This is a genomic window from Shewanella benthica KT99, assembly GCF_000172075.1.
Classification (GTDB): domain Bacteria; phylum Pseudomonadota; class Gammaproteobacteria; order Enterobacterales; family Shewanellaceae; genus Shewanella; species Shewanella benthica_A.
The window spans coordinates 1-16,162 of the sequence record NZ_ABIC01000062.1 but is presented as its reverse complement, the minus strand read 5'-3'; the positions used below and the strand labels follow the sequence as shown (position 1 = coordinate 16,162).

General features: G+C 44.7%; 16 protein-coding genes and 1 pseudogene. 10 read left to right on the top strand and 7 right to left on the bottom strand.

All coding sequences use genetic code 11. The features are described from left to right. Positions 1-77: 77 nt before the first annotated feature. Positions 78-962, bottom strand: coding sequence for a 4-hydroxy-tetrahydrodipicolinate synthase (dapA, locus tag KT99_RS18320; protein WP_040572200.1), 885 nt, complete (start codon positions 960-962; stop codon positions 78-80). A 236-nt stretch (positions 963-1,198) separates the two neighbouring features. Between dapA and KT99_RS18315 the strand changes: the two genes are divergently transcribed. After that, entirely contained in the window at positions 1,199-1,738 is a 540-nt protein-coding gene (locus tag KT99_RS18315; RefSeq protein WP_005503097.1) for a glycine cleavage system protein R, read from the top strand. Positions 1,739-1,747: 9 nt separating this feature from the next. Further along, complete coding sequence (gene bcp / locus KT99_RS18310) at positions 1,748-2,218, top strand: thioredoxin-dependent thiol peroxidase (RefSeq protein ID WP_005503094.1); 471 nt, start codon at positions 1,748-1,750, stop codon at positions 2,216-2,218. Between the two features lie 89 nt (positions 2,219-2,307). On the opposite strand, the gene KT99_RS18305 is transcribed toward bcp, so the two are convergent. Then, the gene (locus KT99_RS18305; RefSeq protein WP_005503093.1) at positions 2,308-2,919 is read right to left on the bottom strand and encodes a LysE/ArgO family amino acid transporter; all 612 of its coding nucleotides are present in this window, start codon (positions 2,917-2,919) and stop codon (positions 2,308-2,310) included. A gap of 128 nt (positions 2,920-3,047) precedes the next feature. Here KT99_RS18305 and KT99_RS18300 point away from each other — a divergent pair. Next, positions 3,048-3,929, top strand: a pseudogene (locus KT99_RS18300) (LysR family transcriptional regulator ArgP). A gap of 76 nt (positions 3,930-4,005) precedes the next feature. On the opposite strand, the gene KT99_RS18295 reads toward KT99_RS18300, so the two are convergent. Beyond that, on the bottom strand, positions 4,006-5,088 hold the full coding sequence (locus KT99_RS18295) for an AI-2E family transporter (RefSeq protein ID WP_005503090.1): 1,083 nt from the start codon (positions 5,086-5,088) through the stop codon (positions 4,006-4,008). A gap of 54 nt (positions 5,089-5,142) precedes the next feature. Continuing rightward, the gene (locus KT99_RS18290; RefSeq protein ID WP_005503089.1) at positions 5,143-5,358 is read right to left on the bottom strand and encodes a sulfurtransferase TusA family protein; all 216 of its coding nucleotides are present in this window, start codon (positions 5,356-5,358) and stop codon (positions 5,143-5,145) included. A 172-nt stretch (positions 5,359-5,530) separates the two neighbouring features. On the opposite strand from KT99_RS18290, the gene KT99_RS18285 reads away from it, so the two are divergent. From KT99_RS18285 to KT99_RS18270, 4 genes are all read left to right on the top strand, one after another. Continuing rightward, positions 5,531-6,991 carry a M48 family metalloprotease gene (locus KT99_RS18285; protein ID WP_005503088.1) on the top strand — a complete coding sequence of 487 codons (1,461 nt, stop codon included), beginning with the start codon at positions 5,531-5,533 and terminating at the stop codon, positions 6,989-6,991. 195 nt (positions 6,992-7,186) lie between these two features. After that, on the top strand, positions 7,187-7,537 hold the full coding sequence (gene arsC / locus KT99_RS21435) for an arsenate reductase (glutaredoxin) (RefSeq protein WP_040572199.1): 351 nt from the start codon (positions 7,187-7,189) through the stop codon (positions 7,535-7,537). Between the two features lie 9 nt (positions 7,538-7,546). Continuing rightward, complete coding sequence (locus KT99_RS21430) at positions 7,547-7,918, top strand: DUF2069 domain-containing protein (RefSeq protein WP_005503086.1); 372 nt, start codon at positions 7,547-7,549, stop codon at positions 7,916-7,918. A 168-nt stretch (positions 7,919-8,086) separates the two neighbouring features. Beyond that, entirely contained in the window at positions 8,087-10,051 is a 1,965-nt protein-coding gene (locus KT99_RS18270) for a hypothetical protein (RefSeq protein ID WP_005503085.1), read from the top strand. Positions 10,052-10,182: 131 nt separating this feature from the next. Here KT99_RS18270 and hda read toward each other — a convergent pair whose 3' ends face one another. The 3 genes from hda to grxD form a co-directional block, all read right to left on the bottom strand. Next, positions 10,183-10,893: a DnaA inactivator Hda gene (hda, locus tag KT99_RS18265; protein WP_005503083.1), complete on the bottom strand. Its 711-nt coding sequence runs from the start codon at positions 10,891-10,893 to the stop codon at positions 10,183-10,185. Positions 10,894-10,969: 76 nt separating this feature from the next. Further along, the gene (locus tag KT99_RS18260; protein ID WP_005503081.1) at positions 10,970-12,076 is read right to left on the bottom strand and encodes a DUF2066 domain-containing protein; all 1,107 of its coding nucleotides are present in this window, start codon (positions 12,074-12,076) and stop codon (positions 10,970-10,972) included. A gap of 240 nt (positions 12,077-12,316) precedes the next feature. Next, positions 12,317-12,670: a Grx4 family monothiol glutaredoxin gene (gene grxD / locus KT99_RS18255; protein WP_005503076.1), complete on the bottom strand. Its 354-nt coding sequence runs from the start codon at positions 12,668-12,670 to the stop codon at positions 12,317-12,319. A 208-nt stretch (positions 12,671-12,878) separates the two neighbouring features. Here grxD and sodB point away from each other — a divergent pair, with 208 nt between their 5' ends. The 3 genes from sodB to KT99_RS18240 form a co-directional block, all read left to right on the top strand. Then, entirely contained in the window at positions 12,879-13,460 is a 582-nt protein-coding gene (sodB, locus tag KT99_RS18250) for a superoxide dismutase [Fe] (RefSeq protein ID WP_005503061.1), read from the top strand. Between the two features lie 257 nt (positions 13,461-13,717). Next, positions 13,718-15,652: a PrkA family serine protein kinase gene (locus KT99_RS18245; protein WP_005503059.1), complete on the top strand. Its 1,935-nt coding sequence runs from the start codon at positions 13,718-13,720 to the stop codon at positions 15,650-15,652. Between the two features lie 53 nt (positions 15,653-15,705). Next, positions 15,706-16,162: DUF444 family protein (locus tag KT99_RS18240; RefSeq protein ID WP_040572198.1), on the top strand; the 457-nt coding region annotated here is incomplete at its 3' end.

The window sequence follows — 16,162 nt, the reverse complement described above, 5'->3', positions numbered from 1 at the left end:
TGCCTTCTATCGACAGGAGAGCTACACGCGGTAACTGCGGCAATAAGTACTAAAGGAGTCACTTGCTTCAACATCTATTATTTAACCTCAATTCGTGCATTTTTCATTGCATCTAACAACAGACCATGGAACTCGGTAGAAAGTTCCGTCAATGGTAATCTAATATCACCTTGACTGATCAAGCCCATCTTATGGGCGGCCCACTTCACTGGTATAGGGTTAGCTTCACAAAATAGCGCACTGAATAGACCTTTTATCTGATCTTCAGCAGCCATAGCGGCTTGAGTGTCACCGGCTAATGCAGCGTCACACATCAATTTAAACAACTTTGGCACTAGGTTGTTGGCGACCGAGATAACACCATCACCACCTAAGGTCAAAAACTCTCTCGCGGTGGCGTCGTCACCACTATAAAGCAGGAAATCATTTCCGCAGAGCTCACGTAATTGTTTCACTCGATCAAGATCACCGGTGGCGTCTTTAACACCTATGATATTAGGAACTTCAACCAGCTGCGCTATGGTCTCAGGTAACATGTCAACGGCCGTACGGCCTGGCACATTATAAAGAATTTGTGGAATATCAGTACTGGCAGCGACGGCCTTATAATGGGCGATCAAGCCCTTAGGGCTTGGCTTATTGTAATAAGGCGTAACACCTAACATAGCCACTAAGCCAAGTTTGTTTTGCGCCTTGGTCAGTTCTATCGCTTCTGCCGTTGCATTGGCACCATTTCCGCCGATGACAGGAATACGACCCGCTGCAAATTTTACCGTTTGCCCTACGACTGCAATATGTTCCGATATAGGAAGTGTGGCAGACTCACCTGTGGTACCTACGGCAACGATGGCATCTGTGCCTTCTGTAATATGGTACTCAACTAACTTTTCAAGACTTGTATAATCTACTGTGCCATCACTATTGAGTGGTGTGATTAAGGCTACGATGCTTCCGTTTATCATGTGACTTCCCCAGGATTCAGGACTGGCTATGGTACTGATGCTGTCCATTAAAAACAAGCATTTCAACGATTGAATCGCGTTAAGATTTTTCATCGTCTAGTGTATGTAATCGACGTTTAGATCTATACGACGGGGATCTCATCTCTGCAAACTTGTGGTAGCATTAGTCACCATAGAGAAACGCGCCTGAAAATGGTGTATTTATGTACAAAATTGGCTATAAATAAGGAAACTTCATGTCCAATCATCTTGTCATTACTGCTATGGGCTCAGATCGCCCAGGAATTTTCAGTAAATTTGCAAAACTTGCAAGTGAATGTGACTGTGACATCGTTGACAGTCGAATGGCCTTATTTGGCAATGAATTCACCTTGATCATGATGCTATCAGGCTCTTGGGCCTCGATAACTAAGATGGAAACCCAACTCCCCGCCTTAAGCGTTGAGCTCGAGTTGATGACGGTGATGAAGCGCACCTCAAAGCACACGGCGCAAAACTATATATCGCGTCTGCAAGTGACCTTTACCGGACAAGACCAGCGCGGCACCATGGGAAACATCACTCAATTCCTTGCCGATCGTTCCTTGGATCTCGCCGCGGTGAGGTCCCATGCAGAAGAAGACGCTCAGGGAAATCCAAGTCAACATGTTTTCCTAACGATCAATGTCCCGGAGAAAGTCGAACTGGATAAGTTGGAAACCAGCATCAATGAGCTGGCTTCAGAGATGTCATTAGACTGTATCATCGAACGTATGCAGGGCATCACGAGTAACTAGGAGTTTTAAATGAAGACATTAACTGCAGGCGATAACGCCCCACTCTTCGAGCTAAAAAACCAAAACGATAAGCTCATCTCTCTGAAAGAGTGTTTGAATAGTGGTCCTGTTCTAGTCTATTTCTACCCCAAAGCCTCTACACCTGGCTGTACCGTCCAGGCCTGCGGTCTTAGAGATAGCATGCAAGCACTCAATGACTTGACAGTCACTGTATTAGGCATTAGCCCAGACTCTGTCGCCAAGTTGGCACGATTTGCACAAAAACAGGAATTAAACTTCTCTCTTCTCAGTGATGAAGACCATGCCATAGCCGATGCCTTCGGCGTCTGGGGAGAGAAGAAATTTATGGGCAAGGTCTATGACGGTATCCATAGGTTGAGCTTCTTAGTTGGACAAGATGGTAAAATCAGTCACCTGTTTAACAAGTTTAAGACCAAAGAGCATCATGAAGTTGTCCTTAAACATCTTAAGCAAGACTAATTCAATCAACTTATTCAAACAAAAGCCTGCTAATCGCGGGCTTTTTTTGTGCCTATAAAACACATAAATAAAAAGTACTACAGAGAAAACTAAGCGAAATAGGGCCATATCAAGACCAAAGCAATCGTCCACATGGTCAGGCAGATAAACCGATCCAGGTAACTCCAGGCTTTAGGCCTCTCAAACAGTGGGCTCAAATATCTGGCACCAAAACTTAAGCTAAAAAACCACACGAAAGAAGCCAGAACGGCGCCAGCGCCAAACAAAGGTCTATCGACCCCTTCAAATTGGGCACTGATGCTGCCCAATAACACCACTGTGTCTAAATACAGATGAGGGTTGAGTAGACTGATCCCTAATGTGGTTAACACGGCCGATTTTAGCGTCCCGGTACCACTATTGGCTCCCTGTTCCAGACTCTGTTCATTAAATGATGACTTGAGCGCCCTGGCACCATAGACCAGTAGAAAAATGGCTCCTCCAATGCTGGCAATGTCCTTTATCAAAGGAAATGCCAAAACAAGCTGGCCTAAACCCGCAACACCCGCGGTGATCATCAAGGCATCTATGATAGAACATAGGGCGGCAATGGGCAGAGAGTGTGAACGTTTTAAGCCTTGCTTGAGTACAAACGCATTTTGCGCCCCTACTGCCATGATAAGGCTACCGCCTATTCCTACACCTTGAATGAATGCCTGCATTGGTTTTTCCTAAAAACATCTGATTGAACGCAAGCGTACACAAGCTAGATAAATAAATATAACTAATCTTTTTTATGGTGTATAAGTAAAACTTATACACCAACCGCTTCATTCTAAGGAGTCATACTTTGCTCGATTATGCACACCTGCGCGCCCTCTCCGTAGTGTTCTCCGAGGGCGGTTTCGAACGGGCGGCCAAGGCTCAATCTGCCGTGTCACAACGGATCAAGCAGCTGGAGGAGAGAATCGGCCAGGCCTTAGTCATACGCACGACACCTGTCGAAGCAACGGCTACCTGTAAGCGTTTATTACGTCACTATTCTCAAGTGGAGTTATTAGAAAGTGAGCTCAGAGTAGAGATGAATGTAGACGATCCAAGCTTACCCACCATAGTGAAGATAGCCGTCAATGCCGACAGTTTAGCAACCTGATTCTTACCCGCGTTGAGTGAAGTGTTTAAGCGACGTCAATGGCTGCTTGAGCTGATTGTCGATGATGAGTCTTACACCCATCATTTATTAAAAAATGGCGAGGCGGTTGGGTGTGTCACCACAAGCAAACAGGCACTTACCGGTTGCAGCAGTGAATATCTAGGGGATATGGAGTACCTTTGCGTCGCAACAGCTGAATTTATCGAGCGATATTTCCCCATTACCGTATCTCAAACCTCTCTGGAGTTAGCGCCTGCGGTTGTATTCTCAACTAAAGACAAACTTCATGAGCAGTATCTGAGCCAATATTTTAAGATGAAAACCGGCAGCTGGCGTGAGCACAAGATCCCCTCCTCAGAAAGTTTTCTCGATGCCATTTTACAGGGATTAGGCTACGGGCTAGTCGGCCACCTTCAAGCCGAGCCATTGCTGAAGAAAGGTCTGCTGATTGAGATCACCCCAGGCAAGAGAAAACGTGTGTCCCTGTATTGGCAACATTGGAACATTAAAGCCAAACAAACCACCATCATCTATCGGTCTCTGGCAGTAACTGCGAAACAATCCCTGTGCCATGATTGATTTATCAACTAATTTACTAAAAATCAGTCATAAAAAAAGGGCCTGAGGCCCTTTTAAACAAGTTTAGCAAGTCGATTCAAGACTCTTTCCCTACCGGCTCAACCTGAGATTCTGGTGTCGGCCAGGCATTTAATACCGCCTTGACCAGAGAGGCTAAAGGTATGGCGAAGAACACCCCCCACACGCCCCATAATCCGCCGAAAACCAACACAGCCGCGATAATAAACACCGGGTGCAGATCCACCGCATCGGAGAAAAGAATGGGCACCAATACGTTACCATCTAATGCCTGAATAATACCGTAACCTAACATAAGGTAGCCAAATTCTGGGCTGATCCCCCATTGAAAGAAAGCCACCAGCGCGATAGGCAGGGTCACTAATGTTGCGCCAACGTAGGGAATAAGTACGGAAAAACCGGTCAACACACCTAATAGAGCTGCATACCTGAGATCCATCACGGCGAAGAAGATATAGCTCACCACACCTATGATGACTATCTCTATCACTTTGCCGCGGATGTAGTTAAATATCTGCTGGTTCATCTCAATCCAGACCTTATGAGCGAGATCTCGATTCGTCGGAATAAATCGTTTACAGCCGCGCAGCAGCTCGTCTTTATCTTTTAGAAAGAAAAATACCAATAAAGGAACCAAAATGGCGTATACCATCAAGACTAACAAGGATGCAGAATAACCAAGAATTTGCTTACCTATATCCAACAAGTGCTGTGTGTCCAGCATCTTCTTCAGCTCATGAACCATAGTATCGAGCTGATCCGGATTAACAAACTGCGGATACTGATTGACGTAACCTTGAGCGATGATCAAGCCTTTATCGAGCATGGTCGGTAAGTCCGTGACTAAGGCTAGTCCCTGTTTCCATATGCTGGGAACCAGACCAAAGATCAGTAGCAACATGATCCCCACAAACACGACTAACACTAATGAGGCAGCCGTAATGCGATTAATGCCTAGCCTTGACATCTGTGCCACCGGCCACTCGAGTAAGAAGGCCAGCACTAAGGCCACCAACAAGGGTGCCAACAAGCCCCCCGCAAAATAGATAGTCAAGGCTATCCCAATCAAAATAAAGACTAAGGTCACCGCTTGGGGATCGCTAAAACGTTCTTTATACCAAGTTGTCAATAAAGTTAACATTCACCATTCCTGAAAATAAACTGTTGATCGTCTCGTTGTCATTGTGCAGGGTCCCTATTTAGCAATTTCTAATATTAATACCCGGTCATCATTACTCACTTCTGAGTAACGGTAACCGACTTTTTTTAAAAACCGGGGAACATCTTGTCTAGAGCCAGTGTCTGATAACGAAACACAAAGTACATCGTCGCTGCTGAGTTTTTTCAATGCGAGTTTGACTTTGACTAACACTAATGGACAACGAAGTGTGGTTAAATCGATAAAAACCATAATAATCTTGCCATGAACAAACTTTGGCTATTATCCTAAGTTGCAAGACAAACCACAAGCGATCTATATTAAACATAATTACATGAGTTATTCGAGTAAACTCAGCAGCTTGTTTAATTAGTTCCTAGAGAATTTTCAGACCAAGAACACATTGCCCATATTAAGGATAAGTTTGAGTAAAATTACATCAACCAAATCTCTGTTAGCCGGTGCTATTTCACTTTTTTTCTGTGCTACCGCGCCTCTGGCTTTTGCGAACAACGACCTTCCCGATCTGGGTACTGCCGCCGTCAATACTTTCAGTCTCGAGAAAGAGACCCTCTATGGCGATGCTTATATGCGGGTGATCCGCTCCTCTGCCCCCATGCTCAACGACCCGGTATTGAGTCAATATTTAACTGAATTGGGTAATAAATTGGTGGCTCATGCGACAGGCGTTAAGACCCCTTTCTATTTTTTCTTGTTAAGAAATGATGAAATCAACGCCTTTGCCTTCTTCGGAGGACACGTCGGCGTTCACACAGGTTTGTTTCTAAACGCCGATAATGAGAGCCAGATAGCCTCGGTACTGGGCCATGAAATTACTCACGTTACCCAAAGACACTTAGCCCGTTCATTAGAGGCCCAAGATAAGAGTTCAACCGCAACGATTATCGGCATGTTAGGCGCTATACTCCTGACAATAGCCTCACCACAGGCAGGGATGGCTGCACTGGCAACCACACAAGCCCTATCGACTCAGGCTAAAATTAACTTTACCCGAGCTCATGAAAAAGAAGCCGACAGAATAGGCATGCAAATTTTGGTTGATGCAGGCTTCGATCCCAACGGCGCAGCAGATTTTTTCGCAAAACTTGCCACTCGCTACCGCTTCACCAGTAAGCCTCCACAGATGTTATTGACTCACCCACTTCCCGAGTCACGAATTACTGAGGCCCGTTACAGAGCAGCTCAGTATCCACACAAGTATATTGCAGATAATATCGACTTTCAGTTAGCGAAGGCGCGTATTCAGGTCAGATTCTCCAGCTACAGTGAAGAAGCCGCCCTTGCTTTGTTCGACAAACAGCTCAGAAAAAGAAATTATACTTTCAAAAATGCGGCCCTTTACGGTAAGGCTTTAGCCCTATTTAGAACCAAGCACTTCGATGAAGCCGAAGAGATAATCGATAACTTGTTAAAAGAGGATAGCAATAATCTATTTTATATCGATACCAAGACAGATCTCTTAGTGCAGCGTAAAGCAACAAATGAAGCCATAGCGTTTCTCAAGGAACAACATGAGCTTAAGCCATTTTCTCAGGTGATTAACACTAACTTAGCCCATGTGTATATAGCAGCAGATAAGGCAGCGAAGGCCATCCCTTTGCTCGAGGAACTCATCTTCTTAGACAAACAAAATCAGTTGCCTTTCTTCTTGCTCAGCGATGCATATAAAAAGACGGGCGATAAAGCCATGGAGCACTTTGTCAACGCAGAATCTATGGCCCTAGGTGCAGATTATAAAGGCGCGATAGACCAGCTTAATTTCGCTTATCGATTGTCCCAAGAAAAGCCGCTACAACTTGCCAGAATCGAGGCTAGAATTCGACAATTCAAGCAGGCTAAATCCGCAATAGAGGCACTTAAGTAACGGTTTAATAATTTCGGTGACCTTGTGTAGAGGTCACTGACTTTCACTGCTGCCCATCTCCCTTTTACACAGGTATCATGACGATTTCCTCCAAGTTCCCTCGCACATTTAACCCATTACCCATGTTTTCTGATTGTGACTTTAGTCACCTTTTCGAGTATGATGTCGGCAATATTTACATTCGGACATAAGCCTATGACTATGGTCAGTATTATTCATAACCCACGCTGCTCTAAAAGCCGTCAAACCCTGGCTTTATTAGAGGAAAGAGATTGCGAAATCCAAATAGTTGAATATCTGAAATTTCCTCTCAACAAGAATGAAATTGAAGATTTACTCACTAAACTGGGTTTAAGTGCGCGAGAGTTAATGCGCACCAAGGAGACTGAATATAAAGAACAAGAGCTAGCCAACACCAACTTGACTGAAGAGCAGCTCATTCAGGCTATCGTCGATACCCCGAAACTACTTGAACGCCCCATAGTGCTGGCCAACGATAAGGCCGCTATCGGCCGTCCTCCCGAAAATGTTCTTGCGATTCTATAAGGCTGTTCAATGAATTCGACTCGTTTGTTTCAACTATGCCGAGCTGGTTATCTGGCATTAGTATTAATGCTCAGCGCTTGGTTTATCAACAAGGGGATCACGGGTGAATATTCACTGGTGTTTACTGCTATGTGGATCATCCCATTATTCTTCCCCTTGAAAGGCATCATCCAAGGTAAGCCCTACACCTATGCTTGGGCCAGCTACATCATCTGTGTGTATATGCTTCATGGTCTCACCTTACTCTACGTCACCGAGAAATATTTTGTATTTGCTCTGGTAGAGGTGCTCCTGCTCGGTGCCCTGTTAATAGGCTTTCCATTTTATGCCCGCATTCGTGGCAAAGAATTAGGTCTAGGGTTAAAGAAGAAAAAGAAGTAACCCACATTTATGAATAAACACAGTAATGCGCCTCTGGGCGCTTTTTTATTGCTAGTGGTCATTGCGATATCTTATGTCACAGAGAAAACTCGTGCTTAAATGTTAAATCTCGTGTTATATTTTAGTTAAAACAACAATTAAACTAATCAATAACGGGAGTCCCCCTCGATGAGGAAACTTAGCACGCTTACCCTAGCCAGTGTTTTAGCCCTAGCAGCCTGCGGTGGTGGGAGTTCAGATGGGGATAACAATACGCCTATCGATCCACCGCCCCCTAATTTAACTCGATGCGAACAGCAAACCCAATTAATAGTTATATCTACCTCTTCGGCATTAGAATTTGTCACCGAACCTAGCTATAACGCCAATCAATCCGCCGCCATAGTAGCAAGAATAACCGGCTCGGATAGTAAAGGACTCGCCTTCGAGTGGGGGCAAACGGCGGGTCAGGCCCTCATACTGAAATCAGTAAAAAGTCCTATTTTAGCATTTCAATTTGCCGATTCTGGAGACTATAGCTTCTCCGTTAATGTTTCAGGTAACGGAATGTCCTTCAATGAAACAGTCAATATATCTGTTGCGGCAATGACTAGAGGTCAGTTCAATGTCCGCAGCGACCAACAGGTGGTCGAAGGTAACGATGTCAGTTTTAGAGCCGATAGAGTCGGCGTCAATGCAGATGAAATCCCATCTGCGCTTAGCTGGTGTATCGCATTGGGACCCGAGTTAAACATAGATATCAGTAATATTGAACGCCCTCAATTTAAGGCCCCGGCAGTTAACTCAGATACTATCGCCATATTAAGAGCAACGGGCAGTGTCGATGGTGAAGCGGTTATCGATGAAGTCCTGACGCTAATCACTAATGAGTCCGCCATTAGCTCCCCCTATTTCGATGAACCTGTCGCCCGCACATTTGCCTACAGAGAGAACTCATCCTACAAAAGCGCACTCAATTCGTGCGTTTATTCCAATCAACTGCTCTCCCCCTGTACCATCGAGCAGTTACCTTTACTCGGTCAAACTCTTTCCCTCTCCGGGAAAGAGAAGATCATGGACAGAGTCCTGGTTTCGCATCAATGGATGGGAGAAAATTTCGAGACATTTCTCGATAAAATGGATCCAGACAGTGACTTTGCGCAACTGTTACAATCGGTAACAGCCATAGTGATCAGCTATGATATTCGCCCATCATTTTATTGGGTCGTCACTGGTGCGATATACTTAGATCCCACTGATCTTTGGTTACTCGCCGAAGAGCGAGATGTGATCAACGAAGCGGCGGATTATCGTAGCGCATTTGGCAATCAGTTAGGCTTCATCATGCCTTGGCGTTATGTAAAAGATAATGCCTATGTGTCATATTCGAGTCCCAGAGAGCTTAGAACCGATCGCACCATGACCCAGATGAGTCCAGATTTGTCCTCGCTATTATTTCATGAACTCGCCCATGCCAATGACTTCTTCCCAAGTTCGATTTACCACACCATCCCTGTCGACGACCAAACCTTGTTAGATCACTCTAATCGCCGCACCTCCGCCGGCGAGTTAATATCCGATCGAGTCTCGATCCTGTATCCCCTTCTAAGTGACGAGATGTATAGTCTCGCCGACGTCAGCTTCAGAGGAGAAACTGCCACAGCTGCGCAGCAAGCTTATCTGCCGAGTGACATCACCGGCTTCTTCTCCGATGACAGTGCAACAGACTATTACGCCTTTTCAACCCGTCGTGAAGATACCGCCATGTTGTTCGAAGAAGCCATGATGAGCTACAGATTTGGAATAATGCGTGATGTTAGCATCACAGATAACCCGGACAATGCCACAGCTGCCAGTATCACAGTTGACTGGGGACAGCGTGGACGCATAGGTGAGAAGAGCCCAGGCTCTAGGATCCCTCAAAGGGCGGCCTTCGTTATCAATCAAATCTTACCGGCTTTAGATGGCGCTGAGCTTATCGGTAATTTACCCTCTCCAATCCAGATGACTCAAGGCCAGTCTTGGTTAGATAATCTGACGATTTCACCTCAGTTATCCCAGACACCGCAGAAAATAAATGCTGCGCCGTCAGCTGGTACGAAACCATTTATTCCCGAGCTGAGAATAAGTGGCGACAGGCATAAGATGAATTAAGTCTATCAATACAGTTCTGTCCCCGAACTAAGAATTAAGCTGCGACAGGCATAAGATGAACTAACGCCAATAACAGGCATAAAAAAACCGGTAATAACCTGAGTCATTACCGGTTTTTTTATGTTCTGCAATTACAACTTAAGCATCTCCTTAACGAAAGGGATGGTTAACTTGCGCTGGTGAACGAGTGAGTCTTTATCCAACTTATCAAGTACATCAAACAGGGTTCTCAAGTCTCTGGCTAAACGATTTAGCAAGAAACGCCCTACATCATCCTCGAGTTGCAGACCACGCATGGCAGCACGTCGCTGCAGCGCCACCAACTTCTCTTCATCGGCCATGGGCTGTAACTGATAATTGAGTCCCCACTGCATACGAGAGACGAGGTCGGCCAGCACAAAGCCAGAATCTGAGGGTGAAACACTGGCACTGACGATCAAGGAGCACTGGTTATTTTCAGAGACTCGGTTATAGAGGTCGAAAATGGCTTCTTCCCACAAGGGGTGACCGGCAATGGCATCGACGTCATCGATACAGATCAGATCTAGCTGCTCTAAACCCTCCAATAACGCAGGAGAAATGCTGGCATGTATGCCTAATGGTATATAAAAACTACTTCTTTGAAGATCGTTCGCATGGGCACAGGCAGCGTGCATCAGATGAGTTCGACCGGATTTAACTGGCCCCCAAAGAAAAACAGCCTGATGGGCAGCTCCTTCGGCACAGGCTTGTAAGCTTTGAATCAGCTCATCGTTGCCCGCCGCGGGATAGTAGCTATTAAAGGTCTCATCATCGGGTAGATGTACAGGCAAAGACAGTTGTAATGGTGAGTTAGATTTCACTCAGATAATTCTCAATTACACGGGTATTACTTAGGCGCTCATTTTAACACGAGTACCTAAGGATTCATATTCAAGACTAGCCTCGCCAGCGATACTCGGGGCCTTGCACCTCGTGAGAAGGCAGTGGATCGAATCCATCATGGTTCAGTATCACAGGCATAGATTCATCCAAGACCCCGACTCTAGGTTCAAGTTTCATCAATCTGCGTAGATCATCTTCGGTGCCAAACAGATCGAGTGTAAACTTAGCCGAAGTGCCTTGCAATTGAGTCAGTTGAACTGACTTTACGGCACTGAGTTGCTTAAAATATTTCTCAATTTCGACCAGTTGCTTCAAATCGGTAATATCAACAAAAGTCACATGACTATTGCGTGTGCTGCCAGAATCCGCAATCGCATAGCGTCCGACATAATATTCGCTCACACCAGCGATAATTTCCTTCACCGCGGTATCGATATCATTAACCAGCTTACTTTTACTCGTTAGAGGTTTGTGCCATATTTCGCCGCTAGACTTGGGGTATAAAGCAAAATTATATTTTACGGCCTTTCCACGAGTATCTATAGATGCCATGACAAAATAATCGGCCTGATAACGCTGAGATGCCCTAGCCACCTGTTCGACAAACATGCCCCGAATATCATTGGGGGTTACATTCATGTTGTCATCGAGATCCATGATAGGAAATAGTAAAGGTACCCCGTTCGATGCTGAAGCAGATTGGAACAGCTCCCTGCTATCGAGTACAGATTCATCATTGACGATCTGTCTTGCTTCTGCATCCTCCTCTACTAGCCATATTAAGGTCAAAGGTCTCTGTTTGCCCCAGACCGGTAAATGAGCATCTCTTAAGAGCTGGATGATACGTTGATGATCGAAACTGATCTGTAAAAATAGCTCGCCGTCGATCTCCTTGTATCCGAACTGACTGAGTAATGAGGAGGGGTTTTTCACCTTGGCCTGAACACTTGGATGAGAGATGGATGCTTTGGTGCCTGAATTTTTCAGCACCACTTCTCTCAGCCCAATTGAAAGGGCTTTTTTTCGCTGGGCAACGGAGCGGGACTCAACCGGAACCAAGGTTTCATCGAGTTGATAAACTTCGGCGGCACTCACTAGATTGGTGTGTAACAATAAATAGCAAGCACAAAAAATAGAAGAATTTAATAGGGTTTTCAGCATCTTCACTGTTCTAACGGGAGACTAGATAATAAAATTGTATCACATCTTTGTCCACTCCAGATAATTCACTTGGCTATTGGCTCATTCAGTCTGACAGGCATTAGCTTGTGCGGCATTGTAGCAATCACCATGAACCTGTTATTACCTATGCCTAAAGACACAGATTCAGAGCTGGCTTAAGCTTTACTTCCATAAAAAAGCCTTTCAAATGAAAAGCTTTTTTGACTGACTTATCTTAAATTAAGCATTCTTTTCATCTTCAGAAGCATGTTTTGCCTCTGTTTCACTGATAAGCGTCTGCAGTTCACCTTTCTGGTACATTTCTGTCAAGATATCACAACCACCGATCAACTCACCTTCAATCCAGAGCTGAGGAAAAGTCGGCCAGTTGGCGTATTTAGGTAGCTCAGAGCGGATATCCGGATTCTGCAAAATATCAACAAATGCAAATTTTGCATTACAGTTGATCATGATCTCAGCAACCTGTGATGAGAAGCCACAACTAGGCAATTTGGGAGAACCTTTCATATAGACTATGATTGGGTTTTCGGCGAGTTGTGCCTTGATTTTCTCTACGGTTTCGTTTGTTTCCATTTCAATTCCTAAACTGCGCGCACAATTACTAATAATTTCTCCTATTGTACTTCAGGTTTGCCCATAACAAAAACCTACTTTTTCAAAGGTTATTAAATACAAACATATTTATTGATTTAATCGAGAAATTGAAGATACTGATAAGGAATTTTCAAGTAGAATTAGATTCTAGAAAGAATAATAAACCCAACTTAGAGTGGAGCAACTCATGGCTTTTGAACTACCTGCATTACCGTATGCAAAAGACGCACTAGAACCTCATATCTCAAAAGAGACGATTGAATTTCATTATGGCAAGCATCACAACACCTATGTTGTTAAGCTAAATGGCCTAGTTGACGGCACTGAACTTGCTGAAAAAAGCCTTGAAGAGATCATCAAGACGTCGACTGGCGGAATCTTCAACAACGCGGCTCAGATCTGGAACCACACCTTCTATTGGAACTGTTTATCACCCAACGGTGGCGGCGCAGCAACTGGTGCAATAGCTAAGGCGATTGATGACGCCTTTGGTTCTTTCGAAGCATTCAAAGCTAAATTCACCGATTCAGCGGTCAATAACTTCGGTAGTGCCTGGACTTGGCTAGTTAAAAATGCTGACGGTAGCGTCGCTATTGTTAATACTAGCAATGCAGCCACACCTTTGACCGATAGCAGCGTAACACCCATCATGACTGTCGATGTATGGGAACATGCCTACTACATAGATTATCGTAACGTGCGACCTGATTACTTGGCCCATTACTGGGAATTGGTTAACTGGGATTTCGTTAACCAAAATTTCGCGTAACTCGCCGAAAGAATAATATCTGGGTAAAATCTAGCCCACTAAAAAGAGGGAGCCATTTCGGCTCCTTTTTTAATTTCTCAGATAAACCCCATTGAAAGCCCCCTATTACAAGAGGAATAGTTGCATTTGCAACTGTTTCTCTTTGTTTTATTTGACTTTTTTATGACACTGTTCATTTTTAAGGTCTAATATTAAAAGTAGGAGACATGTTTTCCGTTATCGCTTACACACTTTTTAGGCGTTTCAGGGGGTGGAATATGAGCATTTTTGAGCATTACCAACAGCGCTATGAACAGAAACTCGACGAAGAGTATTCACTGCAAGAGTTTTTAGAGATCAGCAAAAAAGATCGAAGTGCATATGCATCGGCTGCCGAACGCTTGTTACTCGCTATCGGTGACGCTGAAATTATAGATACTTCTAAGGATCCGATCCTCAGTCGAATTTTCTCAAATCGACTGATTTCCCGGTACCCGGCATTCAAAGATTTCTACGGTATGGAGGAGGCCATAGAACAGATCGTAGCTTACCTTAAACATTCCGCACAAGGTTTAGAGGAATCGAAACAGATATTGTATCTCCTTGGCCCCGTCGGTGGTGGTAAGTCTTCTCTGGCTGAGAAACTGAAAGACTTAATGCAGAAGATCCCTATCTATATGCTGACCGCCAATGGCGTCAGAAGTCCTGTTAACGACCACCCATTCTGTTTATTTAACCCGGATGAAGACAGTGAGTTGTTGGCAAAAGAATACAATATTCCCATCCGATATCTTAAATGCATCATGTCTCCTTGGGCTGTAAAACGTCTGCATGAATACGGTGGTGATATTTCAAAGTTTAAGGTGGTAAAGATTTTCCCCTCCATTCTGGATCAGATTGCCATCGCCAAGACAGAACCTGGTGACGAGAACAATCAAGATATCTCCTCTCTGGTCGGTAAGGTAGATATTCGCCAGCTTGAGCATTTTGCGCAGAATGACGCCGATGCCTACTCCTACTCTGGCTCCCTGTGCCGGGCAAACCAAGGCATCATGGAGTTTGTCGAGATGTTTAAAGCACCAATCAAGGTGCTTCATCCCCTACTGACGGCAACTCAGGAAGGCAACTATAATGGCACTGAGGGCCTATCTGCCCTGCCATACAGCGGCATCATTCTAGCTCACTCTAACGAGTCTGAGTGGACGACTTTTCGCAATAATAAAACCAATGAAGCTTTTCTGGATAGGGTCTATATCGTGAAAGTGCCCTATTGCTTGAGGATATCTGAGGAGATGCAGATCTACAGGAAATTACTGTCTAACTCTGAGCTAACTAATGCACCCTGTGCGCCAGGTTCATTGGAAACCTTAGCTCAATTTAGTGTGCTATCGCGTATCAAGTCACCTGAAAACTCATCCATTTACTCCAAGATGCGTGTCTATGACGGCGAAAGCCTGAAAGACACAGATCCTAAGGCAAAATCCTATCAGGAATATCGCGATTATGCCGGCGTAGATGAAGGTATGCAGGGCCTATCCACACGTTTTGCCTTTAAAATATTATCTAAGGTATTTAACTTCGATCAAAGTGAAATAGCGGCCAATCCTGTACATCTCTTCTACGTACTCGAACGTCAGATCGAACAAGAGCAGTTTCCCACCGAAACCGCCGAACGTTATCTGGAATTTCTTAAGGGCTATCTGATCCCTAAATATGTGGAGTTTATCGGTAAAGAGATACAAACAGCTTATTTGGAGTCTTACTCTGAATATGGACAGAACATTTTTGACCGTTATGTCACCTATGCCGATTTTTGGATCCAAGATCAGGAATATCGGGATCCTGATACCGGTCAGCTTTTCGAGCGTTCAGCACTCAACGCTGAGCTGGAAAAGATCGAAAAGCCTGCTGGGATAAGCAACCCCAAAGATTTCAGGAATGAAATAGTCAACTTTGTACTCAGGGCTAGGGCTAATAACGAGGGCTCAAATCCTCTGTGGACTAGCTATGAGAAACTCAGAACCGTCATAGAGAAAAAGATGTTCTCTAATACTGAAGACCTGCTGCCGGTGATCTCTTTCAATGCCAAAACATCCACGGATGATCAGCGTAAACACGATGATTTTGTCAATCGAATGATGAAGAAAGGCTACACTAAGAAGCAAGTCAGGCTGCTATCTGAATGGTACCTGAGAGTACGTAAGTCTTCTTAATATAGAGCATGCTGGGAGCACGACACGCTGCCAGTTATGCTCAGGAGGTACGCATGGCGAATTTCATAGACAGAAGACTCAATGCTAGAGGAAGGAGTACGGTTAACCGTCAACGATTTATCAATCGCTACAAGCAACAGATTAAAAAAGCCGTCAGTGATGCGGTGACGCGTCGTAGCGTGACCGATGTCGATAAGGGCGAGAGAATTAGCATCCCTACCAAGGACATCAGTGAGCCTTCATTTCATCAGGGCCAAGGCGGAATAAGAGAACGAGTCCATCCCGGCAATGATCAGTTTATCAAAGGAGACAAGATTGAACGTCCGCCGGGCGGTGGAAGCCAAGGCTCGGGTCAGGGAGATGCTTCTAATTCAGGAGAAGGCGACGACGATTTCGTGTTTCAAATTTCGAAAGACGAATATTTAGAGCTTCTTTTTGAAGATCTAGAGTTACCTAACCTGCAGAATAATCGACTCAACAAATTAGTCGAATATCAGGTATATCGTGCTG